The 23,580-nt window shown below is 67.3% G+C and carries 22 protein-coding genes; 15 read left to right on the top strand and 7 right to left on the bottom strand.

Features of this window, described 5'->3' with window-relative positions; all coding sequences use genetic code 11:
• Positions 1 to 34: 34 nt before the first annotated feature.
• Positions 35 to 1,975 carry a glycoside hydrolase family 15 protein gene (locus tag ABLE94_RS02245; RefSeq protein ID WP_348808095.1) on the bottom strand — a complete coding sequence of 647 codons (1,941 nt, stop codon included), beginning with the start codon at positions 1,973 to 1,975 and terminating at the stop codon, positions 35 to 37.
• A gap of 195 nt (positions 1,976 to 2,170) precedes the next feature.
• On the opposite strand from ABLE94_RS02245, the gene ABLE94_RS02250 reads away from it, so the two are divergent.
• From ABLE94_RS02250 to ABLE94_RS02270, 5 genes are all read left to right on the top strand, one after another.
• Positions 2,171 to 2,371 (top strand): hypothetical protein, encoded by a 201-nt coding sequence (locus ABLE94_RS02250; protein ID WP_348807926.1) that lies wholly within the window; start codon positions 2,171 to 2,173, stop codon positions 2,369 to 2,371.
• 173 nt (positions 2,372 to 2,544) lie between these two features.
• On the top strand, positions 2,545 to 3,702 hold the full coding sequence (locus ABLE94_RS02255) for a sulfate ABC transporter substrate-binding protein (protein ID WP_348807927.1): 1,158 nt from the start codon (positions 2,545 to 2,547) through the stop codon (positions 3,700 to 3,702).
• Complete coding sequence (cysT, locus tag ABLE94_RS02260) at positions 3,699 to 4,574, top strand: sulfate ABC transporter permease subunit CysT (protein WP_348804246.1); 876 nt, start codon at positions 3,699 to 3,701, stop codon at positions 4,572 to 4,574. The genes ABLE94_RS02255 and cysT overlap by 4 nt, the downstream gene beginning before the upstream one ends.
• Positions 4,571 to 5,518: a sulfate ABC transporter permease subunit CysW gene (gene cysW / locus ABLE94_RS02265; protein WP_348807928.1), complete on the top strand. Its 948-nt coding sequence runs from the start codon at positions 4,571 to 4,573 to the stop codon at positions 5,516 to 5,518. The genes cysT and cysW overlap by 4 nt, the downstream gene beginning before the upstream one ends.
• Position 5,519: 1 nt before the next feature.
• Complete coding sequence (locus ABLE94_RS02270; RefSeq protein ID WP_348804244.1) at positions 5,520 to 6,515, top strand: sulfate/molybdate ABC transporter ATP-binding protein; 996 nt, start codon at positions 5,520 to 5,522, stop codon at positions 6,513 to 6,515.
• A 99-nt stretch (positions 6,516 to 6,614) separates the two neighbouring features.
• Here the strand turns inward: ABLE94_RS02270 and ABLE94_RS02275 are convergent, their stop codons facing one another.
• From ABLE94_RS02275 to ABLE94_RS02295, 5 genes are read right to left on the bottom strand one after another with little or no spacing between them, the layout of a single operon-like run.
• Complete coding sequence (locus ABLE94_RS02275) at positions 6,615 to 7,340, bottom strand: sirohydrochlorin chelatase (protein ID WP_348804243.1); 726 nt, start codon at positions 7,338 to 7,340, stop codon at positions 6,615 to 6,617.
• Positions 7,337 to 8,632, bottom strand: coding sequence for a sulfate adenylyltransferase subunit 1 (locus ABLE94_RS02280; protein ID WP_348804242.1), 1,296 nt, complete (start codon positions 8,630 to 8,632; stop codon positions 7,337 to 7,339). Before ABLE94_RS02280 ends, ABLE94_RS02275 begins: the two co-directional genes overlap by 4 nt.
• Complete coding sequence (cysD, locus tag ABLE94_RS02285; RefSeq protein WP_348804241.1) at positions 8,632 to 9,585, bottom strand: sulfate adenylyltransferase subunit CysD; 954 nt, start codon at positions 9,583 to 9,585, stop codon at positions 8,632 to 8,634. The genes ABLE94_RS02280 and cysD overlap by 1 nt, the downstream gene beginning before the upstream one ends.
• Entirely contained in the window at positions 9,564 to 10,322 is a 759-nt protein-coding gene (locus tag ABLE94_RS02290; protein ID WP_348807929.1) for a phosphoadenylyl-sulfate reductase, read from the bottom strand. The genes cysD and ABLE94_RS02290 overlap by 22 nt, the downstream gene beginning before the upstream one ends.
• Entirely contained in the window at positions 10,319 to 12,121 is a 1,803-nt protein-coding gene (locus tag ABLE94_RS02295) for a nitrite/sulfite reductase (protein ID WP_348807930.1), read from the bottom strand. Before ABLE94_RS02295 ends, ABLE94_RS02290 begins: the two co-directional genes overlap by 4 nt.
• 409 nt (positions 12,122 to 12,530) lie before the next feature.
• Here ABLE94_RS02295 and hemW point away from each other — a divergent pair, with 409 nt between their 5' ends.
• A complete protein-coding gene (gene hemW, locus ABLE94_RS02300) occupies positions 12,531 to 13,733 on the top strand; it encodes a radical SAM family heme chaperone HemW (protein WP_425476119.1) in 1,203 nt (400 codons plus the stop codon).
• 19 nt (positions 13,734 to 13,752) lie between these two features.
• Here hemW and ABLE94_RS02305 read toward each other — a convergent pair whose 3' ends face one another.
• Positions 13,753 to 14,211, bottom strand: a complete 459-nt coding sequence (locus ABLE94_RS02305) for a type II toxin-antitoxin system VapB family antitoxin (RefSeq protein WP_348807932.1) — start codon at positions 14,209 to 14,211, stop codon at positions 13,753 to 13,755.
• Between the two features lie 146 nt (positions 14,212 to 14,357).
• Here ABLE94_RS02305 and hrcA point away from each other — a divergent pair, with 146 nt between their 5' ends.
• The 9 genes from hrcA (at position 14,358) to era (ending at position 23,576) form a co-directional block, all read left to right on the top strand.
• The gene (gene hrcA / locus ABLE94_RS02310) at positions 14,358 to 15,392 is read left to right on the top strand and encodes a heat-inducible transcriptional repressor HrcA (protein ID WP_348807933.1); all 1,035 of its coding nucleotides are present in this window, start codon (positions 14,358 to 14,360) and stop codon (positions 15,390 to 15,392) included.
• Between the two features lie 146 nt (positions 15,393 to 15,538).
• Positions 15,539 to 16,696, top strand: coding sequence for a molecular chaperone DnaJ (gene dnaJ / locus ABLE94_RS02315; protein WP_348807934.1), 1,158 nt, complete (start codon positions 15,539 to 15,541; stop codon positions 16,694 to 16,696).
• Between the two features lie 10 nt (positions 16,697 to 16,706).
• Positions 16,707 to 17,456, top strand: coding sequence for a 16S rRNA (uracil(1498)-N(3))-methyltransferase (locus tag ABLE94_RS02320; RefSeq protein WP_348807935.1), 750 nt, complete (start codon positions 16,707 to 16,709; stop codon positions 17,454 to 17,456).
• A 17-nt stretch (positions 17,457 to 17,473) separates the two neighbouring features.
• Complete coding sequence (locus ABLE94_RS02325; RefSeq protein WP_348808097.1) at positions 17,474 to 18,244, top strand: alpha/beta hydrolase family protein; 771 nt, start codon at positions 17,474 to 17,476, stop codon at positions 18,242 to 18,244.
• A 209-nt stretch (positions 18,245 to 18,453) separates the two neighbouring features.
• Positions 18,454 to 20,361: a PhoH family protein gene (locus ABLE94_RS02330; protein WP_348807936.1), complete on the top strand. Its 1,908-nt coding sequence runs from the start codon at positions 18,454 to 18,456 to the stop codon at positions 20,359 to 20,361.
• Positions 20,358 to 20,942 carry an rRNA maturation RNase YbeY gene (gene ybeY, locus ABLE94_RS02335; RefSeq protein ID WP_348804233.1) on the top strand — a complete coding sequence of 195 codons (585 nt, stop codon included), beginning with the start codon at positions 20,358 to 20,360 and terminating at the stop codon, positions 20,940 to 20,942. The genes ABLE94_RS02330 and ybeY overlap by 4 nt, the downstream gene beginning before the upstream one ends.
• Positions 20,939 to 22,315 (top strand): hemolysin family protein, encoded by a 1,377-nt coding sequence (locus ABLE94_RS02340; RefSeq protein ID WP_348807937.1) that lies wholly within the window; start codon positions 20,939 to 20,941, stop codon positions 22,313 to 22,315. Before ybeY ends, ABLE94_RS02340 begins: the two co-directional genes overlap by 4 nt.
• Positions 22,312 to 22,668, top strand: coding sequence for a cytidine deaminase-like protein (locus tag ABLE94_RS02345; protein WP_348804231.1), 357 nt, complete (start codon positions 22,312 to 22,314; stop codon positions 22,666 to 22,668). Before ABLE94_RS02340 ends, ABLE94_RS02345 begins: the two co-directional genes overlap by 4 nt.
• Entirely contained in the window at positions 22,665 to 23,576 is a 912-nt protein-coding gene (gene era, locus ABLE94_RS02350) for a GTPase Era (protein ID WP_348804230.1), read from the top strand. Before ABLE94_RS02345 ends, era begins: the two co-directional genes overlap by 4 nt.
• Positions 23,577 to 23,580 lie beyond the last annotated feature (4 nt).

The following is a 23,580-nucleotide window of genomic DNA, read 5'->3' on the forward strand; positions in this document are numbered from 1 at the left end:
CGGAGCTCGCCGCAAGGCGAGAGGGCGCACCGACTCAGTGATTGGCCGGCTGGAACTGCCCATGGCTGGCGGCCTCCTCAGCGCGGATGACGTGCATGACCGCGTTGATCAACGCCAGGTGGGTGAAGGCCTGCGGGAAGTTTCCCAGGTGCTGACCGGTCTTGGCGTCGATCTCCTCGGCGTACAACTTCAGTGGACTCGAGTACGACAACAGCCTCTCGCACAAGGTCTTTGCGCGTTCCAACTCGCCAATCTCGACCAACGCCGACACCAGCCAGAAGGAGCAGATGGTGAAGGTGCCCTCCTCGCCGGACAGGCCGTCGTCGGTCTCCTCGACCTTGTAGCGCAGGACGAGGCCGTTATCGGTGAGTTCCTCGGCAATGGCCAGGACGGTGTTGCGGACGCGGTAGTCGTCCGATGGCAGGAATCGCAGAAGCGGAACCAGGAGCAGCGAGGCGTCCAGAGCGTCGTCGCCGTAGCGTTGGGTGAACACGCCGCGGTCGTTGACGCCGAACGCGAGGATGTCCTCCCGGATCTCATCGGCGATCTCCGCCCACTCCCGGGCGTACTCCTTCTCCTCGTGCAACGCCGCGAGTCGGGCGCCGCGGTCGAGGGCCACCCAGCACATCACCTTCGACGAGGTGAAGTGCTGCGGTTCACCGCGGACCTCCCAGATGCCGCGATCGGGCTTGCGCCAGTTGCGAACCGCCTCGTCGACCTGCGCCTTGAGCACCGGCCACAGCGTCTCTGGCACCGACTCGCTGGACTTGGTGTTGAGGTACACGGAGTCGAGCATCGTGCCCCAGATGTCATGCTGCGCCTGGTTGTACGCGCCGTTGCCGATCCGCACCGGTCGGGCGCCGTCGTAGCCGGTCAGGTGCCCGAGTTCCTCCTCCTCCAGGGTGCGTTCGCCACCCACCCCGTACATCACCTGCAGCGGATGCTGTTCGCCGCTGGTCACGCCGGAGACGTCGGCGATGAAGGAGAAGAAGTCGTCGGCCTCGCGATCGAGGCCCAGGGTGTAGAGCCCCCACAGTGCGAAGGTCGAATCACGCACCCAGGCGTACCGATAGTCCCAATTGCGTTCGCCGTGAGGTGTTTCCGGCAGTGATGTGGTGGCCGCGGCCAACAGTGCGCCGGTCGGGGAGTAGGTCAGCCCCTTGAGCGTCAACGCGGAACGCTGCAGATGTGTACGCCACGGATGGTCGGGGAAGGACCCGATGTTGATCCACTGCCGCCAGCATTCGGAGGTGGCCCACATCTTCTGCGCGGCCTCGGTGAAGTTCTGCGGGGCGGGCTGTTTGGACCAACTCAGGGCGACGAACCGGTCGTCACCCTCGACCAGCCGGGTCCGCGCCCGAGCCTCGCGACCCTCGAGGCCGAGCCGCAGATCGGTGGTCAACTTCAGTGTCGGACAGGTGGCGTCGGTGTTGATGGCCGTGGCGATCGCCTCGCCGTACGCGGGACCCGAGTACTCCCACTTCGTGCGGGCACGGTGATAGTCGAAGGCCGGTTCGCAACTCATCGCCAACTCGACGGTGCCCGACACGCAGCGCACGGTGCGGAGCAGGATGTGCTCGGCGTCCCAATCGGTCGGTGTACGGCGATGAGTGGTCGAGCGGCGCTCGTTGTCATGCCAGGGGCCCATCACCAGCGCGTCACGCACGACGATCCACCCGGTGTCGGTCTGCCAGGTGGTCTCCACCATCAGGCTGCCCGGCAGATACCGACGATCGACGGGAACGTTCACGCCGTACGGCGCAAGACGGAAGTGGCCCGCGCTGCGATCGAGGATCGCCCCGAACACACTCGGCGAGTCGGGTCGTGGTGCGCACATCCATTCCACTGACCCGTTGCGGGCGATGAGACAGTTCGTCTCGGTGTCGGAGAGGAACGCGTAGTCGCCGATCGGCGGGAAGGAGGTGACGGTATGCGTCGCCGGGGAGAAGGCTGCGGCCTCCGGCTCGACCGGCATGGGCGGTACATCCGGCTCGGCCACCGCCGCATCGGTGATATCCGAGTCGAGGGCGGAGTCGTCTGTGGCCGTCATGGATATATCATTGCGACCGGTCCGCAATGCCGCTACTTGAGTGGCGACGGCCGGATCGGAGAGTTCGAATCAGGCTGAATGAAAGTCCACAGCCGAGCGGGGACTGACGAGGTGATGGGTGTGAACGGGGTACTCGCCTGGTGGGACGGTGTCGAGGAATGGCTGACCGGTCTGGCCTTCGTTCCCCAACTCCTGGTCACCCTGGTGGTCCTGGTTCCCTGCGCCATCGCCGCCGCGATCGCGCTGAATGCGCTGGTCGACGGCGTGATGTCGGTGATTGATCGTCGCCGGTTCGCCGACGACGACCAGAAAGGTTTGTAGGTGGTGTTCCGCTCGCGTGTGACCTGGGCGCTCGTCGCGCTCATCGTTCTCGTTCTCTTGGCCTGGCTCCTCACTCGATAGCACCTTCCGCCGGCGAGGGCCAGAAGGTTGCTCGCAGGTTTCGGTGAGCCCCACGAGGGTTGTTAGCGTAATTCGTCCGCTGGTCGCGGCCCATGTCGGCCGGCGTCGAAATCACATCCTCGGAGGAGCCTGTAGTGAACGCTGCATCCATCCCGCGACGCAGGACGCCGATACTGGTGTGTCTGCTGGCCCTGGCGATGGTCGCGGTGGCCGGTTGTGGCGGCGGATCGACCGACGAACCCGGTGGCGTCGACATCTCCAGCGGCTCCCGCCACCTGGACCTCGTCGCCTACGCGACGCCCAAGCTCGGATTAGACCACATCATCCCGGCCTTCCGTGCCACCCCCGAAGGCCACGACATCGGGTTCTCGGCCTCCTACGGGGCCTCCGGAGACCAATCCCGCAAGGTGGCCCGCCACGTCCCCGCCGACGTCGTCAACTTCTCCGTCGAACCCGACATCACCCGACTGGTGAAAGCGGGTCTGGTCGACAAGGACTGGAAGACCCAGGCGCCCTACAACAGCACTCCGTTCGGGTCGGTCGTGGCGTTGGTCGTGCGCAAGGGCAATCCCAAGAACATCCACGACTGGAACGATCTGCTGCGCCCCGGCGTACAGGTGGTGACACCCAATCCCGGCAGTTCCGGATCGGCGAAGTGGAACCTGCTGGCACCGTATGCCGCGATGAGCAACGGGGGTCAGAACTCCCAGGCCGGCCTCGACTACGTCGCCGAACTCGTCCGCGATCACGTGCGCGTGGTCCCCAAATCAGGCCGCGAAGCGACCACCGCCTTCGAGCAGGGACAGGGCGATGTGCTGATCAGCTACGAGAACGAGGCGATCATGCTCGACCGGGCGAATGCCACGGCGGCGCCGTCCGCGCAGGTGGAGTACGTCATTCCGCCACAGACGTTCAAGATCGAGAACCCGGTCGCGGTGGTCAATACCTCCGATGACCTGCCCGCCGCGCGCGCCTTCGTCAACTACCTGTTCACCGATGAGGCGCAGTACATCTGGGCGCAGCAGGGCTTCCGGCCGGTGGTGCCGGCGGTCGCCGCGGCCACCGCGAACCTCTTCCCGGGTGACATCGAGAAGCTGTGGACGATCAAGGAGCTCGGCAAGGTCCTCGGCCAGGGCACCGCCGCGGACAACGACGGCGTGGACCTCACCGGGTGGAAGGCCGTCGACAGCGCACTCTTCGGCACCAAGGGCGCCATCACCAAGATCTACGACGCAGGGGGTGTCCAGTGACCTCGGAAACCGTACCGGCCCCGCGACCGGAGGCGGTGGGTTCGCAGCCGCCGGGCGGATTCCTCGGACGTTCGCGGACCTTCGCCGGCGTCAGTCCGATCACCATCGGGGTGGCGTGGCTGTGGCTGAGCCTCATCGTGCTGCTGCCGCTGGCCGCGATCACCGTGCAGTCCTTCGACGACGGGTGGAGTGGATTCTGGGACGCGGTCACCGCTCCCGCAGCACTCGACACCCTCTGGATCACGGTGCTCGTCTCGCTCGTCGCCGCACTGATCAATGTCGTCTTCGGCACCCTGATCGCCTGGGTGCTCGTTCGGGATGACTTCCCCGGCAAGGGATTCGTCAACGCGATCATCGACCTGCCGTTCGCCTTGCCGACCATCGTCGCGAGCCTGGTGTTGCTGAGTCTGTACGGTCCGAACAGTCCGATCGACATCCATCTCAACGCCACCAAGCCGGCATTGATCATCGCGTTGACCTTCGTGACGTTGCCGTTCGTGGTGCGTCAGGTGCAGCCGGTGCTGATCGAACTCGACGTCGACGTCGAAGAGGCCGCGGCGGTGCTCGGCGCGCGCAACTGGACGACCTTCCGCAAGATCATCCTGCCGGCGCTGCTGCCGTCCATCCTGACCGGCGCCGGGTTGGCGTTCACCCGCGCGATCGGTGAGTTCGGTTCGGTCGTCCTCATCGGCGGCAACATCCCCGGCGACACGCAGGTCGCCTCGCAGTACATCCAGCAGCAGATCGAGATCGACAACCCGGTCGGCGCCGCGGCGATCTCGGTGGTGTTGCTGCTCATCGCCTTCGTCACCCTGCTGATCCTGCGTATCGCCGGTCGCTGGCAGTCCAAGCGGGAGGATGCGGACCGATGAAAGTCTCGCCACTGACCCGGTACGGGCTGCGCACGATCGCACTGGTGTACCTGTTCATCCTGCTGATCGTGCCGGTCGGGACGATCTTCTACCGCGCCTTCGAGCACGGCATCGTGCAGTTCTGGGAGTGGATCACCACCCCGGCGGCGATCTCGGCGCTGCAACTGAGCCTGCTCATCGTGGTGATCGTGGTGCCGCTCAACGTCATCTTCGGGGTGCTGATCGCCCTGGCCCTGGCGTGCGGCCGCTTCCCCGGCAAGGGGGTGCTGCAGGCCGTCGTCGACCTGCCGTTCGCGGTGTCCCCGGTCGTCGCCGGTGTCGCGCTGATCCTGCTGTGGGGCTACGGCGGCTGGTTCGGCGGCGTCGAAAGCCTCGGCTTCCGTGTCATCTTCGGTTTCCCCGGACTGGTGCTGGCCACCCTCTTCGTCACCCTGCCGTTCGTGGCACGCGAGGTCGAACCCGTCCTGCGCGAGATCGGCACCGAACAGGAAGAGGCCGCGGCGACGTTGGGCGCCAACGCCTGGCAGGTGTTCTGGCGGGTCACCCTGCCGGCGATCCGATGGGGCCTGACCTACGGCATCGTGCTGACCGTCGCCCGCGCTCTCGGCGAGTTCGGCGCGGTGACGATGGTGTCGTCGAACTATCCGGGTATCTCGCAGACGTTGACGCTGCTCGTCAACTCCCGCTACACCGACGACTACAACGAATTCGGCGCCTACGCGGCCGCAACACTGCTGATGATGGTCGCGATCCTGGTGCTGGTGCTGATGTCGCTGATCGAACGACGGGCCAAATCGCGTCTGGCCGATGCCAGTACGTCCGTCACCGGCGAGGTGGACACCGTCGAACCGGAACTGACGGTCCCGCACGGCCCCGAATCGCTCGACGCCGAGCAGGTCGTCCACACCCACTCCCACTCCGCCGCAGGCAAGAAAGGCGTCTGACATGTCCATCTCGGTGATCGGTGCCAACAAACGGTACGGCGATTTCGCCGCCCTCGATGACGTCTCGATCGAGATCGCCGACGGTCAGTTGACCTCGCTGCTCGGGCCGTCCGGGTCGGGGAAGTCGACGTTGCTGCGGGCCATCGCAGGGCTGGACACCCTCGATTCCGGCACGGTCGTCATCAACGGCAACGACGTGTCCGGCAAGGCACCACAGAAGCGGGACATCGGTTTCGTGTTCCAGCACTATGCGGCGTTCAAACACCTCACGGTGCGCGACAACATCGCGTTCGGCCTCAAGATCCGCAAGCGACCGAAGGCCGAGGTCGACGCGAAGGTCGACGAACTGCTCGAGGTGGTCGGTCTGACGGTGTTCCAGAAGCGCTTTCCCTCACAGCTTTCCGGCGGCCAACGGCAGCGGATGGCGTTGGCACGCGCGCTCGCCGTCGACCCGAAGGTGCTGCTCCTCGACGAACCCTTCGGTGCCCTCGATGCCAAGGTGCGTGACGACCTGCGCCGCTGGCTGCGTCGCCTGCATGACGAGGTCCACGTGACCACCGTGCTGGTCACCCACGACCAGCAGGAAGCGCTCGACGTCAGTGACCGGATCGCGGTACTGAACAAGGGCCGCATCGAGCAGGTCGGCACGCCCGACGATCTCTACGACCGACCGACCAACGAATTCGTCGCATCCTTCCTCGGATCGACGGTGCGCCTCAACGGAGAACTGGTGCGGCCCCACGACATCCGCATCGGACGCAAACCCGAACTGGCACTGCCCGCCGCGGACCCGAGCCTGGACACCGGGGTCATCAAGGCGACGGTGAACCGGGTGGTGAACCTCGGATTCGAGACCCGCGTCGAGTTGACGTCGGCGGCCACCGGCGAGGAATTCGCGGCCCAGATCACCCGCGGCGACCAGAACGCGTTGAACCTCAACGCCGGTGAGACCGTGTACGCGCGGGCCACCAAGGTGGCGGCACTCTCGGAGATCTGAGCGTCGAGGGCGCTGTCAACGTTGGGGAGAGCGCTGTCAGTGTGGGGGAGAGCGCTGTCAGTGCTGAGGAGGGCGCTGTCAACGTGAGCGAGGGTGCCGTCAGTGGACGGAGATACCCGCCCACGCGTGCCGACGGTAGGCGGTCGCCACCGCATCGACGAGTGCCGGGTGGGCACCGATCGGACCGGCCACCAGGCAATCCGGGGTGAGACGGTCCAGGGCGGTCTCGACGCGTTCGGTCAACAGGCCGGCCGACAGGAAATAGGGACTCACCGCGATCCGCGCGGCGCCGGCCGTGCCCAGGCGTCGAATGGCGTTGCGCAGGTGACGGTCTCCGCTGCCGAGTCGGGTGGCGAAGACGACGTCGACGGGGCGGTGCAGCCGGGTGGATAGTTCGACGGCGCGGCGTCGGACGAGTAACTCGGCCGCCGGATTGGTGGAGCCGACCGCGGTCAGGATGATCCCGTCGTCGGGTCGCAGACCCGCTTCGTGCAAGCGGTCCCCGAGTGCGTCGGTCAGCGAGGCGCGACCCACGACGTCGGTGATCGTCACCGAAGCGGCGGCGTCGGCCTCGGCGACGATGCCGGGCAGGTCGACCTCACTGTGGTAACCGGGTGCGAGCAGCAACGGCACGACGACCACCTCGCGGTCGTCGCCGAGTCCGGTGAGGCACCCGGCAACCGTCGGGCTGTCGAGATCCAGGAACGACAACACCACCTCGACGTGCGGGAGCTGCTGGGCCACAGCCGCTCTCACGCGCCGAGCGGTGTCGCCGAATCGCGGATCCCGACTCCCGTGGGCGACCAGCAGAAGGGTCGGACTCACACCAGCTCTTTGAGGTGCAACGAGGCCAGCGCGTCGCCGACGAGCCCCGCCGCGAGGGTGTTACCGCCCTGCGGATCGATCAGCAGGAAGCTGCCCGACTCGCGGTTGACCTGATAGTCGTCGGCCGGGATCGGCTCGGCGGTCTGGATCGAGATACGTCCGATCTGGTTGAGCTCCACCGTATCCGGTGCCTCGGACACCGACAGGTTCTGCTCGTCGAAGAGCGCGTCGAGGGCGCCGACGATGGCCTGCGTGGTGCGGGTGCCGTGCTTGAGCAGCACCCGTGCACCCGGCCGCAGCGGCTTGTCCGCCAGCCAGCACACCGTCGCGGTGAACTGCTGGGTGGGTTCGGGAGCATCGGCGACCGCAGCGATGAGATCACCGCGGGAGATGTCGACGTCGTCGGCGAGCAACAGCGTGACGCTGCGACCGGTGTGCGCGGTCGCCAGTTGGCCGTCGGCGGTGTCGATCTGGGTGACGGTGGTGCGCACACCCGACGGCAGCACGACGACCTCGTCGCCCACCGACACCCGGCCCGCGGCGATCTGACCCGCGTAGCCGCGGTAATCCGGGAATTCCGCTGTGCGGGGCCGGATCACGTACTGCACTGGGAAGCGCAGTCCGACCTGCTTGCGGTCGGTGACGTTCGGCACGGTCTCCAGGTGCTCGATGAGCGTCGGGCCGTCGTAGTACGGGGTCTTGTCCGAGCGGGTGGCGACGTTGTCGCCGTGCAGCGCCGAGACCGGGATGGCCTGCACCTGCTCGGGCGACCAGCCCAGCGTGTGGGTCAGTTCGGCGAACTCCGCGGAGATCTCCGCGAACACCGTGGCGGGGTTGTCGACCAGGTCGATCTTGTTGACCGCCAACACAAGCTGCGGCACGCCGAGCAGCGCCATCACCGCGGCGTGGCGGCGGGTCTGGGAGACGACACCGTTGCGGGCGTCGACGAGCAACATCACCAATTGCGCGGTCGACGCGCCGGATACCGTGTTGCGGGTGTACTGCACATGGCCGGGGGTGTCGGCGAGCACGAATGACCGTGCGGGCGTGGCGAAGTAGCGGTAGGCCACGTCGATGGTGATGCCCTGCTCACGCTCGGCACGCAGACCGTCGACGAGCAGCGACAGATCCGGGCCCTGCAGGCCGCGGTCCACCGAGGCGCGGGTGACCGCGTCGATCTGGTCGGCGAGAACGGATTTGGTGTCGTAGAGCAGCCGGCCCACCAGGGTGGACTTACCGTCGTCGACGCTGCCCGCGGTGGCGATGCGGAGGAGGTCGGGGGAGTGGGTCATCAGAAGTATCCTTCGCGCTTGCGGTCTTCCATGGCGGCCTCGGAGACGCGGTCGTCGCCGCGGGTGGCGCCGCGTTCGGTCAGCCGGGACGCGGCGACCTCGGCGAGCACGGCCTCGTTGGTGGTGGCATCGGAGAGCACCGCGCCGGTCGACGAGCCGTCGCCGACGGTGCGGTAACGCACCGAAAGTCGTTGCACCTCTTCGTCGTCACGTGGTCCGCCCCACACCCCGGCGGTCATCCACATGCCGTCACGCTGGTAGACCTCGCGCTCGTGGGCGTAGTAGATCGACGGCAACAACACCTGCTCGCGGGCGATGTAGCGCCACACGTCGAGTTCGGTGAAGTTGCTCAGCGGGAACACGCGGACGTGCTCGCCGGGCGCATGCCTGCCGTTGTAGAGGTTCCACAACTCGGGGCGCTGACGCTTCGGATCCCACTGGCCGAAGGCGTTGCGCAGCGAGAAGATCCGCTCCTTGGCGCGGGAGCGTTCCTCGTCGCGGCGACCGCCGCCGAACACCGCGTCGAAGCGGTTCTCGGTGATCGCGTCGAGCAGCGGGATGGTCTGCAGCGGGTTGCGGACACCGTCGGGACGCTCGGTGAGCCGGCCGTCGGCGAGGTAGTCCTCCACCTTGGCGACGTGCAGACGCAAACCGTGGCGTTCGACGACCTGATCGCGGAACTCGAGTACCTCGGGCAGGTTGTGCCCGGTGTCGACGTGCAACAGCGAGAACGGCAGCGGCGCAGGCCAGAACGCCTTGAGCGCGAGGTGCAGCAGGACGGTGGAGTCCTTGCCGCCGGAGAACAGGATCACCGGACGCTCGAACTCGCCGGCGACCTCGCGGAAGATGTGGATGGCCTCGGACTCGAGGGCGTCGAGGGTGCTGAAGTCGTCGGCCTCGAGAGATTCGATGCCGGTGGTCTCGGTGATGGTCATGATGCGTGCAGCCCACATTCTGTCTTGGCGCGGCCGGCCCAGCGGCCGCTGCGGGGATCGGATCCGGGTTCGGGTTTGGCGGTGCAGGGGGCGCAGCCGATCGACGGATAGCCTTCGTCGACCAGCGGATTGACCAGCACCCCGTTGGCGTCGATGTAGTCCTGCATCTCGTCGTCGGACCACGGTGCGATCGGGTTGATCTTCACCAGACCGAAACCCTCGTCGAACGAGATGAGCGGCGCGTTGGCGCGGGTGGGCGCCTCGACGCGGCGGATGCCGGTCACCCATGCGTCGTGGCCGGACAGACCGGCCTTCAGCGGAACCACCTTGCGCAGTCGGCAGCATTCGCCCGGATCGCGGGCGAACAGGTTGCGGCCCAACAGTTCATCCTGTTCGGCGACACTGTGCTCGGGGGTGAGGTTGACCATCTCGACGCCGTAGACCTGCTCGACGGCGTCGCGGGTGCCGATGGTCTCGGCGAAGTGATAGCCGGTGTCGAGGAACAGGACCTTCACCGGGTCACCGTCGATCAGGTCGCGGTCGACGTGCTTGACCGCGAGGTCGACCAGTGCGGCGTCCTGCATGTTGGAGGCGACGACGAAGTTGGTGCCGAAAGTGCGTGCGGTCCAGGCGAACAGCTCTTCCGGGGTGGCGTCGGGTCCGAGTTCGGCGGCACCGTGTTCGGCGAGTGACCGCAGTTCGTCCTCACTGAACCGGCGCCCGTTGGTGGTGCGGGTGGTGGTTCCGGTGGTCATCGCAGTGCCTCCTCGTCGGCGCGAACCGCCCACTGCGCGAACCGCTCTCCGGGCTCACGCTGTGCGACGAAGTTGCGCGTCACGCGGTCGATGTAGTCGCCGATCTCGGTGGAGGCGACCTTGTGCTGACGCAGCTTGCGGCCGAATCCGGCGTCCTGGCCCAGGCTTCCGCCGAGGTGGACCTGGAAGCCTTCGGCCTGTCCGCCCTCGCCGTCCTCGATCAGTTGACCCTTGAATCCGATGTCGGCGATCTGCGACCGCGCGCACGAGTTGGGGCAACCGTTGATGTTGACGGTGATCGGCACGTCGAGGTCGGCGTTGATGTCGGCCAGCCGCTCCTCGAGTTCGGGGACGAGGACCTGTGAACGCTTACGGGTCTCGGTGAAGGACAGTTTGCAGAACTCGATCCCGCTGCACGCCATCAGGTTTCGACGCCAGTTCGACGCCCGCGCCTGCAGGCCCAGCTTCGCGAGGTCACCGATGAGTTCCTCGACCTTGTCGTCGGGGACGTCAAGGACGACCAGCTTCTGGTACGGGGTGAACCGGATGCGGTCCGAACCTGCCCGCTCCGCGGCGTCGGCCACCGCGGTTAGCTTGGTGCCGGTCACACGGCCGGCGATGGCGGCGAATCCGACCGAGTTGAGGCCGTTCTTCAGTTTCTGCACACCGACGTGGTCGCGGGGCTGGGTCAACGGTTCCGGTGCCGGGCCGTCGATCAGCTTGCGTCCCAGGTACTCGTCCTCGAGGACCTGACGGAACTTCTCGATGCCCCAGTCCTTGATCAGGAACTTCAGGCGCGCCTTGGTGCGCAGGCGACGGTAGCCGTAGTCGCGGAAGATCGAGACCACGGCCTCCCACACGTCGGGGACCTCGTCGAGCGGAATCCAGGCGCCGACCCGTTGGGCCAGCATCGGATTCGTCGACAGCCCACCGCCGACCCACAGGTCCAGACCGGGGCCGTGCTCGGGGTGGTTCACGCCGATGAAGGCGATGTCATTGGTCTCGTGCGACACGTCCTGCAGGCCCGAGATGGCGGTCTTGAACTTGCGGGGCAGGTTCGAGTACTGCGGGTCACCGATGTAGCGGCGGACGATCTCGTCGATCGCCGGCGTCGGGTCGAGGACCTCGTCGACGGCCTCGCCGGCCAGCGGGGACCCCAGGATGATGCGGGGGCAGTCACCGCAGGCCTCGGTGGTCTTGAGTCCGACGCCCTCGATCCGCTCCCAGATGGTGGGTACGTCCTCGATCCGGATCCAGTGATACTGCACGTTCTCGCGGTCGGAGAGATCGGCGGTGTCGCGGGCGAATTCGGTGGAGATCTGACCGAGGGTGCGCAGCTGCTCCACGTTGAGGGCACCCGCGTCGCAGCGGATGCGCATCATGAAGTGGCTGTCCTCGAGAATGTCGATGTTCTCGTCGCCGGTCCAGGTGCCGTCGTAGCCCTCGGCGCGCTGGGTGTAGAGACCCCACCAGCGCATCCGGCCACGCAGATCCTGCTTGTCGATCGAGTCGAAGCCCTGCTTGGAGTAGATGTTCTCGATACGCGCGCGGACGTTGAGCGGGTTGTCGTCCTTCTTGACCTGCTCGTTGGGATTGAGCGGTTCGCGGTAGCCGAGCTTCCACTGGCCCTCCGCGCGACGCTTGGCCGGGCGGGCCTTCTTGCGTGCGGGGCGTTCGCCTGCTGTAGCCGCCGAGTCGGTGGCGGCACGAGCCCGGGCGGTGGGAGCGGCCCGCGGCGGCGTGGGCTTCTCGGATGAGCCGTAATCCCCGGTCGCGGTGATGTCTGTGGTGGACGTCATGAATTCTCCTGGGCCGGCACACGCATGCACCGGCTATCGCACGGTCTTGGGCTGTGACGTGGCGGCACCCCGCGTACAGAATGCGGGGACTCTCCGGGGCCGGACGTCGTCTAAGGACGACAGGTAGCGCTGCAGACGCGCTTGAGATCGACGTGGCGCCGAGCGGCGAGCCACACCCCGGGGAAATTCACGCGGTCCATAGTGCCACGTCCATCCGCCTTGCGTCTACTTGGGAATACTTTTGACCACGATGAGGCAAACTCGCCCCGCAGCGACATCGCCACCGGTGATCCGGCCGAGCCGGCACGGGTCGCCATCACAGCGATATGAGGGGCAAGGCGGCCCGCGCCGCCGGTATTCCCCGCGTCGCGATTGGGTCGCCGACGGTCCGGGCGCGCATCATGGAGGCGTGACGAGCACTTCCGTCCCGGCGATCCCGGCCGAGGTCCACGCGGCCTGTGAGGCCGTCGACCCGGCCGCGCCGCTGGGTCTGTACCTGCACGTCCCGTTCTGCGCCTCGCGCTGCGGCTACTGCGACTTCAACACCTACACCGCCGGTGAGCTGGGCAGTTCGGCGTCGCCGGAGTCCTGGTTCACCGCCGTTGAACGCGAACTGGCCCTCGCGGCGGCCACGATGCGGCCGTCGCGCCCGGTGTCGACGATCTTCGTCGGCGGGGGCACCCCGTCGCTGCTGGGCGCCGACGGACTGACCCGGCTTCTCGATGCGGTGCGCCGCCACTTCGATCTCACCGACGGTGCCGAGATCACCACCGAAGCCAACCCGGAATCGACGTCGCCGGAGTTCTTCGACGGGTTGCTGCGTGCCGGGTTCACGCGCATCTCGCTGGGTATGCAGTCGGCGGCGCCGCACGTGCTGGCCACCCTGGATCGCACACATACCCCGGGCCGTGCGGTGGCCGCGGCGCGGGAGGCGGCGTCGGCGGGTTTCGTCCACGTCAATCTCGACCTCATCTACGGCACGCCCGGCGAGACCGACGCCGATCTCGACCTCAGCCTCGACGCTGTCCTGTCGACACCGGTCGATCACGTGTCGGCGTATGCGCTGATCGTCGAGGACGGCACGGCGCTGGCCCGCCGAGTACGGCGCGGGGAACTCCCGGCACCCGACGACGATGTCCTCGCCGACCGGTATCTGCGTCTGGACCGGCGACTGCGCGACGCCGGTTTCGACTGGTACGAGGTGTCGAACTGGTCCCGCGGCGACGGTGCGGAGTGCCGGCACAATCAGGCCTATTGGCACAGCCACGACTGGTGGGGTGTCGGACCGGGCGCGCATTCGCACGTCAACGGTGTCCGGTGGTGGAACCTCAAGCATCCGGCGCGCTACGCCCAGAGCCTCGATGCGGGGCGGTTCCCGGCCGACGATCATGAGGTTCTCGCTGCCGATGACAAGCATGTCGAAGCGGTGATGCTGCGACTGCGTTGTCGCGAGGGATTGTCCGCCGATGATGATCTCGGCGCCGACGAACTGCGACGGGCGCACCGGGCACGGGTCGAGGGCCACCTCGCGACCGACACCGACCGGGTTCGGCTGACCGATGCCGGACGACTGGTCGCCGACCGGGTGGTGCGTCAGATCCTCTGGGGCTGAAGCGGATTCGGGTGTTCGGTCACCAGCGCTGCGGCGGTGTCCACCCGGTGCTGCGCGTCGCCCGACGATGCGAACCACCACCCGAGATGTCTCTCAGTGGGGGTGTGGTGTCGCGGGTGGGCGGCAACTCGTCGGTGACCGCGAGCTGTTCATCGATCGACGGCGCGCCGGGCCGCATGTCCAGTGCGTCGAGGTCGAGCATGCGGGCGTGGATGATGGTGCGATTGCGCAACGCCGACCGCACGGCGCGGTGCAGACCGTCCTCGAGATAGAGGTCCCCGTTCCAGCGCACCACATGCGAGAACAGATCGCCGTAGAAGGTGGAATCCTCGCTGAGCAGTTTGTCGAGCGCCAACACGGTGGTCACGGTGATCAGTTCGTCGAGGCGGAACTGGCGGGGCGGGATCGTCGCCCAGCCGCGATGGGACACCCCATGGTCGGGATAGGGCTTGCCCTCCCGGACCCCCTTGAAGATCATCGCGACTCTTCCTGCCTGCCGTCGGTGTCGGGCGACGCGCCGGGGTGAACCGCCGAGATTCGCCCGCACCGGACTTCTTGCTGCGGTTTCGTAGAATGGAACTCACTCACTGTAGGCCAGCAGCGGGTTCGAGAGGAGGTCCAGCCGTGTCGACCACCGATGACCGGCGGTTCGAGATCCTGCGGGCGATCGTCACCGACTTCGTGTCGACGCAGGAACCGATCGGCTCGAAGGCGCTCGTGGAGCGGCACGCGCTCGGGGTGTCCAGCGCGACGGTACGCAACGATATGGCTGTCCTCGAGGCGGAGGGATACATCGCTCAGCCGCACACCAGTTCCGGTCGGGTGCCCACCGACAAGGGCTATCGGATGTTCGTCGACCGCATCAGCGAGGTCAAGCCGCTCTCGGCGGCCGAACGCCGCGCCATCCTGTCGGTCCTGGACTCCGGAGTCGACCTCGACGACGTGCTGCGCCGATCGGTGCGCCTGCTCGCCCAACTGACCCGGCAGGTCGCGGTCATCCAGTACCCGCTGCTGTCCACCGCGACGGTCCGTCACCTCGAGGTCATCACGGTGTCGCCGTCGCGGCTGCTGCTGATCGTCATCACCGACACCGGCCGGGTCGAACAACGCATGGTTGCCCTCGCGCAGGACCTCGATGAGTCCGACATCGTGCGGCTGCGTGACATGTTCTCCACCGCGCTGCACGGCAAGCGGCTGGAGGAGGCCTCGGTGTCGGTCGCGGAACTGGCCAATTCCGCCCCGGCCGATATCCGCGACGCCACGGTCAACGTCGCGACGGTGCTCGTGGAGACGCTCGTCGAACGCGGCGAAGACCGCGTGGTGCTCTCGGGGACCTCGAACCTGGCCCGGGCGGCGGCCGACTTCGCGCCGGTGAACGGCGGAATGGATTCCGTCCTCGAAGCGCTGGAAGAGCAGGTGGTGGTGCTCAAACTGCTCGCCACCAGCCAACGTATGGGTCGGGTGACCGTGCAGATCGGCGAGGAGACCCAGACCGAGAACCTGCGTGGAACGTCGGTGGTGTCGACGGGGTACGGTGCTTCGGGCACCGTGTTCGGCGGTGTGGGTGTCGTCGGACCCACCCGCATGGACTATCCGGGAACCATCGCGTCGGTGGCCGCCGTTGCAAAGTACGTGGGCGAGGTACTCGCCGAGCGGTGAGCGGCCTCCCGGTGGGACCCACCCGGTGCGACCGAGCCGGTGTGACCACAGGGGCCGTATACCCCGGGCCGCCGCGCAGGGACGCGCGTGCGAGGCCGGCCGGTGAAACAAACGTGAGTGTGTGAGGACGAAGGACCGAGACGACCGTGGCAACTGATTACTACGGAATCCTGGGCGTGGCCCAGGGGGCGACCGACCAGGAGATCAAGCGCGCCTATCGCAAGAAGGCCCGCGAGCTGCATCCCGACGTGAATCCGAACGAGGAGGAGCGTTTCAAGGAGGTCACCACCGCATACGAGGTGCTCAGCGACCCGGACAAGCGTCGCATCGTCGATGCCGGCGGTGATCCGCTGGCCGGTCCGGGAGCAGGTGGCTTCGGCGGAAATTTCGGCGGCGGCGGCCTCGGCGACGTGTTCGAGGCGTTCTTCGGGTCCGGCGGTGGGTTCGGAAGCGGTTTCGGTGGTAACCGTGGTCCGCGTTCGCGGGTGCAGCCCGGCGAACCGGCGCTGGTCACCGTCGAACTCGACCTCGAGGAATGTGCGTCCGGGGTCAACAAGGAGATCACCGTCGACACCGCCATCCTCTGCGATGTGTGCCACGGCGCCGGCACCAACGGTGATTCCAAGGCCGTCACCTGCGACACCTGCCGCGGCGCGGGTGAGATCCAGGCGGTGCAGCGGTCGCTGCTCGGCCAGGTGATGACCGTCCGCGAATGCCCGACCTGCCACGGCACCGGTGAGATCATCCCGGATCCCTGCCACAAGTGTGGTGGGGATGGGCGCGTGCGGTCGCGCCGCACCATGACCGTCCGCATCCCGGCGGGCATCGAGAGCGGCATGCGCGTGCGACTGGCCGGACAGGGCGAGATCGGCCTCGGCGGCGGTCCCGCCGGCGACCTCTACGTCGAGATCAGCGAACGCCCGCACGAGGTGTTCATCCGCGACAAGGACGACCTGCACGCCACCCTTCGGGTACCCATCGCCGAGGCCGCGCTCGGCGGCAGCTTCGACATCCCGACGATTCTCGGCGACACCACCACGGTGACCATCGAACCCGGCACACAGCCCGGCCAGGTCGTGAAGCTGCGTGGCCAGGGCATGCCGCACGTGAACACCGGTGTGCGCGGCACCCTGCACATCCACCTCGACGTGACCGTGCCGACCAAACTCAGCCAAGCACAGTCGGAGGCCCTCGCCGCGTTGCGTGAGGCGTCCGACGACTCCATCGATCTGGTGACGACGTCGGCGGCGGCCGCCCCCGGTGGGCTGTTCTCGCGTCTGCGCAACGCCTTCGCCGGACGCTGATCGGGCTCGCGTGAGTCCGCCGCTGTTCTGGATCGACGAGGTTCCGCCCGCCGGCTCGACCGCCACATTGACCGGCCCGGAGGGTCGCCACGCGGTCACGGTCGCTCGCGTCAACCCCGGAGAGGTCATCGCGCTCGGCGACGGGGCCGGCTCCGTGGGGACCTGCGAGGTATCCGAGGTGCACGGCAAGGACACGCTGACCGCGGTGGTCCGCCGCTTCGACTTCACCGACCGTCCGCGACCGGTGGTCACCGCGGTACAGGCCTTACCGAAGTCGGAACGTTCCGAGCTCGCCGTCGACCTCGCCACCGAGGCCGGCGTCGATCGGATCGTGCCGTGGCAATCGGTGCGCTGCGTGTCGCGCTGGGCGGGGAAGGCCGACAAGGGTGTCGCCAAGTGGCGGGCGGCGGCGTCGGCGGCGGCCAAACAAAGCCGACGCGCCTGGATTCCCGAGGTCACCGACCTCGCGACGACCACCGACATCCGGGCACGTGCCGCCGACATCATCGCGGCCGGCGGATCGGTGGCCGTGCTGCACGAGGATGCGACGACTTCGCTGCGCGACGCGATCGGCGCCGACGCCCCCGAGATCATGTTGGTGGTCGGGCCGGAGGGCGGGCTCGACGACGCCGAGATCGCCGACCTCACCGCGCTCGGCGGACAATCGGTGCTGCTGGGGCCCGAGGTCCTGCGGACCTCCACCGCGGCGGCGGTGGCGCTCGGCGCGATCGGCGTGCTCACCCACCGGTGGGCGCGGTGAGCGTGCGGCGTTGCGCGGTGCATCGCACGCGCGTTGCCTACGGCGAGCATCCGTCGCAGTTCGGGCACATCTATCACCCTCTCGAGGAGGCCGACCTCCCCGCGGTGATGCGTCCGGTCGTGCTGATCCACGGTGGTTACTGGACGACGGAATTCGGTCTGACCATCGAGTCGGCGATCGCCCGGCAGTACGCCGAACGCGGCGCGCTGGTCTGGAACATCGAATACCGCCGCGTCGGCGAGGACGGTGGCGGCTGGCCCAACACCGGCCGTGACGTCGTCGCCGCGATCCGGGCGTTCGACGACGCGGTCCGCGATCGGCTCCCAGAAGCGGTGGCGCATCGGGTGGATTGGAATTCGGTTGCGGTGGTGGGACATTCGGCCGGTGGGCAACTCGCGATCTGGGCCACGGTCCAGCTGCGGGCGCACACGCAGAAGGCTCGGATCACCACCGTCGTCGCCCAGGGTGCCGCGCTCGATCTGGTGGCGGCCGGGCAGGTCGGCCGCGAATCGGTGTGCGCATTGATGGGACGACCCTTCGATCAGGCCCCGGACCGCTACCGGGCGGCGTCGCCCATGCATCAGGAGCCGTTCGACGCCCACGTCGTGGTGATCCACGGCGACAAGGACACCGCCATCCCCGTCGAGTTGGCCCGCGAGTACGTCCGCGCCGTCGGGGAGCGTGGTCAGTCGGTGGAACTGGTGGTGGTCGCCGATGAAGGCCACGACGCCTTCGTCGATCCGCGCAGCGTGTGCAATCGCCAGACGATCCGTGCTCTCGGGCTCTGACCGTCCCCGACAGCGCTCGGCTGCACGTTGACAGCGCCTCCCACGTCACTGACGGCGCTCGCCACTCCGTTGACGGCGCTCATGTCCTCATCGAGCGTCCGCGATCGGAATAATGGGTCGCTGATCAGCGGTTGACGCGGGATACACTAGGGCATTGCCGCATGGCAGAACCGACATCGCAGACCCGACAACCAGGAGTGATCTGATACGTGAGTGACGACAACCCCGACGTGAGCGCGACGACGCGTGGCAACGCAACGGGCAGACCTGTGGTCACCTCCAACATCGACGTCCCCTCCGAGGTGGTGTTCGGGCTTCTCGGCACCAGCGATGTCAACCTGCGGACGCTGGAGCAACTTCTGCCTGCCGACATCCACGTGCGCGGTAATCAGGTGACCCTGCGCGGTACCTCCGCCGACGTCGCGGTTTCCGAGAGAGTCCTGGCCGAGTTGGTCGATCTCGTCGGTCGTGGCACGCCGCTGACCCCGGATCTGGTCCGCCACAGTGTCTCGATGATGTCGCAGGGATCGGGCGAGTCGCCCGCGGACGTGTTGTCGCTCGATATCTTGTCGCGGCGCGGCAAGACCATTCGGCCCAAGACGCTCAACCAGAAACGCTACGTCGACGCCATCGACAACAACACCATCGTGTTCGGCCTCGGCCCGGCCGGTACCGGCAAGACCTATCTCGCGATGGCCAAGGCCGTCCAGGCTTTGCAGTCCAAGAGCGTCAACCGGATCATCCTCACCCGGCCGGCGGTCGAGGCGGGCGAACGACTCGGCTTCCTGCCCGGCACGCTCAGCGAGAAGATCGATCCGTATCTGCGGCCCTTGTACGACGCGCTGCACGACATGATGGATCCCGAGTCGATCCCGAAGCTGATGGCTGCGGGGGTCATCGAGGTGGCACCGCTGGCATATATGCGTGGTCGCGCACAACCGTTGACCACCAAGGTTGCGACCCCGCACGGTTTCCGCGCCATCGGCGAGTTGGTGGTGGGCGACCAGGTGATCGGCTCGAACGGCACACCCACCGAGGTCCTCGGTGTGTACCCGCAGGGATTCAAGGACATCGTCCGCGTGACGACTCAGGACGGATCGTCGACACTGTGCTCCACCGATCACCTCTGGTCGGTGTACACACGATCGGATCGACGCCGCGGCAAGGGCCCCCGGGTTCTGGAGACCAAGGAGATGATCGGCAATCTCCATGCGGCGCACGGTCATCGATACGAGCTGCCGGTACTCGATGCCCCGGTCGAATTCGATGCGCGGCCGGTCATGACCGATCCCTATCAGCTCGGCCTGGCGCCGGGCGAGCGCGGCATTCCCGACGAGTATCTCCTCAACAGCCCCGCCGTCAGGTTGGGCGTGCTGCAGGGAATGCTCGACCGTGACGGGTCGGTGGAGGCGTCGGCGGACTCGGTCGTGGTGCGGTATCGCGGCCGGTCGGCACAACGGCTCGATCACATGGCATTCCTGGTCCGGTCCCTCGGCGGAGTCGTCGATCGACATACCCGTGACCTCGACGGGGTCAAGGGTGACGTTCTTGACATCGGGTTGCCCGAGCAACTTGCGCCATTCCGTTCGCCGGACAGGGCAGCGGAGTACGCACGTGCCGGCCATAAACAGCCGAGGCGCTACATCGAGAGCATCGAGCCCGCAGGTACCGAGGAGGCCGTCTGTATCCGTGTCGCCGCCGAGGATTCGCTATATGTCACCGAAGACTTCCTGCTCACGCACAACACCCTCAATGATGCCTTCATCATCCTCGACGAGGCGCAGAACACCACCGGCGAACAGATGAAGATGTTCCTGACGCGCTTGGGTTTTGGTTCCAAGGTGGTCGTCACCGGTGATACCACCCAGGTCGATCTGCCCGGCGGTGCGCGCAGCGGCCTGGTGGCCGCGTCGCAGATCCTCGACGGTATCGACGACATCCACTTCGCCACCCTCACCAGCGCCGACGTGGTGCGCCACCGGCTCGTCGCCGACATCGTCGACGCCTACGGCCGCGCCGAGGAGGCCGAACGCGGTGGCAGACTTCGTGATTCCGACCGGATCGGAGGCGGTAACCGGGCCGCCCGACGGGCGGCCAACCAGGGGCGGCGGTCATGACCATCGAATTCGCCAACGAGTCGGGCGTCGACGTTCCCGCCGAATTGGTCCTTGCCGCAGCACGTTTCGCCGTGGAGGCAATGGATGTGCATCCCGGCGCCGAACTGTCGGTGCTGTGCGTCGACGAGTCGACGATGGCCGACATGCACGTGCAGTGGATGGATCTGCCCGGACCGACCGATGTGATGAGCTTCCCGATGGACGAGTTGGTGCCGGGCGGACGTCCCGACGCCGCCGACCCCGGCCCGGCGATCCTCGGCGACATCGTGCTGTGCCCGGAGTTCGCCGCCAAGCAGGCCCGCGAGGCGCGGCGCTCACTCGATCACGAACTGGCGATGCTCACCATCCACGGTGTCCTGCACCTCCTCGGCTACGACCACGCCGAACCCGAGGAGGAGAAGGAGATGTTCGGGCTGCAAAACCAACTGCTCGAGCGCTTCTACGACGAACGGCACCGTCAGGCGCAGCAGCAGCGGCAATCCGACCGCGACACCCGACTCCTGACCAACATCGGCTTCACCGACGCGGGGGGTGACGAGGGTTCGGTGCGTGGACCGCACACGGGCCCGGACAAGCAGTGACCGCCTCGCAGTACACCTGGTTCGTCATCGGCGCGGTCGTCCTCGTCGGTATCAGTGGTCTGTTCGCCGCCGTCGACACGGCGGTGTCGACGGTGTCGATCGCCCGCGTCGAGGACATGGTCAAGGAACGCCGCGCCGGTGCGGTACGGCTGATGAGTGTGCTGTCGTCGCGCGCCACCTATGTGGGCCTGGCGGTGCTGCTGCGGGTGGTGTGCGAGACCGCGGCGGTCGCGCTGATCGCCGTCGTCCTCGTCGAGGAACTCGACATCGGCTGGGGATTGGTGGCCACCATCGCGGGCATGGCCGTGGTCTCCTACGTCGCCGCCGGGGTCGGCCCGCGCACCCTGGGACGTCAGCACGCGTACACGATCGCGCTGGCCGCCGCGCCGCTGCTGCAGATCGCCGGTGTGTTGCTGCGGCCGGTCACCCGACTGCTGATCCTCATCGGCAACGCACTGACCCCCGGTAAGGGATTCCGCAACGGACCGTTCGCCACCGAGGTCGAACTCCGCGAGGTCGTCGATCTCGCCGAGGCGAGCGGAGTGGTGGCCGCCGATGAACGCCGGATGATCCAGTCCGTGTTCGAACTCGGCGACACCAATGCCCGTGAGGTGATGGTGCCGCGTCCGGAGATGGTGTGGATCGAACAGGACAAGAGCGCGATGCAGGCGACGAGTCTCGCGGTGCGCAGCGGACATTCGCGAATCCCGGTCATCGGCGAGAACCCCGACGACGTGCTCGGTGTGGTGTACCTCAAGGACCTCGTGGAGCGGTCGCTGGCCGGTGATGACGCGCGGGCGTTCTCGGTCGCCGAGGTGATGCGCCCGGCCGAATTCATCCCGGACTCCAAACCGCTCGATCGGGTGCTGGAGGACATGCGCCGCACCCACAATCACATGGCGTTACTGGTCGATGAGTACGGCGGTATCGCCGGCCTGGTCACCATCGAGGACGTCCTCGAGGAGATCGTCGGGGAGATCACCGACGAATACGACTCCGGTGAGGTCGCCCCCATCGAGGATCTCGGTGGCGGCACCTACCGGGTGTCGGCGCGACTGCCCGTCGAAGACCTCGGTGAGCTCTTCGACATCGACATCGACGATGACGAACTGGATGTGGAAACCGTGGGCGGGCTCGTCGGCCTCGAGCTGGGCCGGGTACCGCTGCCCGGTGCGCGGGTGAGTTCCCACGGATTGGACCTGGTGGCCGAGGGCGGACCTAATCGACAGGGACGCCAACGCATCACGACGGTGCTGGTGACCCGATCCGAGGAGGCCGAGGCCCGCGGCGCCGATCGGTCGCGATCGGGTGGCAACGGCCACCGTCGTGACGAATACGCCGGGTCGTCGAGACAACGCAAGGAGGCGATGTGACCGAAGCGCGCACCCACGAACCACTGAGCGACGAGGACCAGAAGCTGGTCGTGCTGGCCCGCGGAGCCCGCGGCCGGGCGCAATCGGCCACCGGCGCGGCGGTTCGGGACGGCGACGGTCGCACTTATGCCGGGGCGGACGTCGCGGCGACGACACTGTCGCTGTCGGCGTTGCAGGTCGCCGTGGCCACCGCACTGTCCAGTGGCGCCGAGTCGTTCGAGGCGGCCGTCGTGATCGGTGGCGGTCCCGACGATCCGGGCCGGGCGACGCTGGCCGAGATCAGCCCGTCGGCGGATCTCATCATCACCGACGCCGCCGGCGGCGTGCAGGACCGGCTGGGTGCCGGCCGATGACCGAATTCCGTTCCGGCTTCGTCTGTTTCGTGGGACGACCCAACACCGGCAAGTCGACGCTGACCAATGCGCTGGTCGGCCAGAAGGTCGCGATCACCTCCAACCGGCCGCAGACCACCCGCCACACCATCCGGGGCATCGTCAATCGTCCCGACGCGCAACTCATCCTCGTCGACACCCCGGGTCTGCACCGACCGCGCACACTGCTCGGGCAACGGCTCAACGACCTCGTCCGCGACACCTACTCCGAGGTCGACGTGATCGGCATCTGCGTACCCGCCGACGAGAAGATCGGACCGGGGGACCGGTGGATCATCACCCAGGTCCGGGAGATGGCGCCGCGCACCACCGTGATCGGCATCGTCACCAAGATCGACCGGGTGGGACGAGAGCAGGTCGCCTCCCAGTTGATGGCGCTCTCGGAACTGCTAGGGCCGGAATCCGAGGTGGTCCCGGTCTCGGCGAAGTCGGGAAAGCAGGTCGACGTGCTCACCGATGTGCTGGTGTCGCTGATGGAACCGGGGCCCGCGTTCTACCCGGAGGGCGAACTCACCGACGAGCCCGAGCAGGTGCTGATGGCGGAGTTCATCCGCGAGGCCGCGCTCGAGGGAGTTCACGACGAACTGCCGCATTCGCTGGCGGTGGTCATCGAGGAGATCATCCCGCGCGACGATCGGGGCCCCGATCAGCCGGAGATGGTTGACGTCCATGCCATTCTGTACGTCGAGCGTGACAGTCAGAAGGGCATCATCATCGGCCGCAAGGGTGCGCGACTCAAAGAGGTCGGCACCGTGGCGCGCCGCCAGATCGAGGCGCTGCTGGGGGTGAAGGTCTACCTCGACCTTCATGTGAAGGTGGCCAAGGACTGGCAACGCGATCCGAAACAGTTGGGCCGCATGGGCTTCTGAGGAG

Origin of the sequence: Gordonia sp. VNK1, assembly GCF_040049135.1 — a bacterium.
GTDB lineage: Bacteria > Actinomycetota > Actinomycetes > Mycobacteriales > Mycobacteriaceae > Gordonia > Gordonia oleivorans.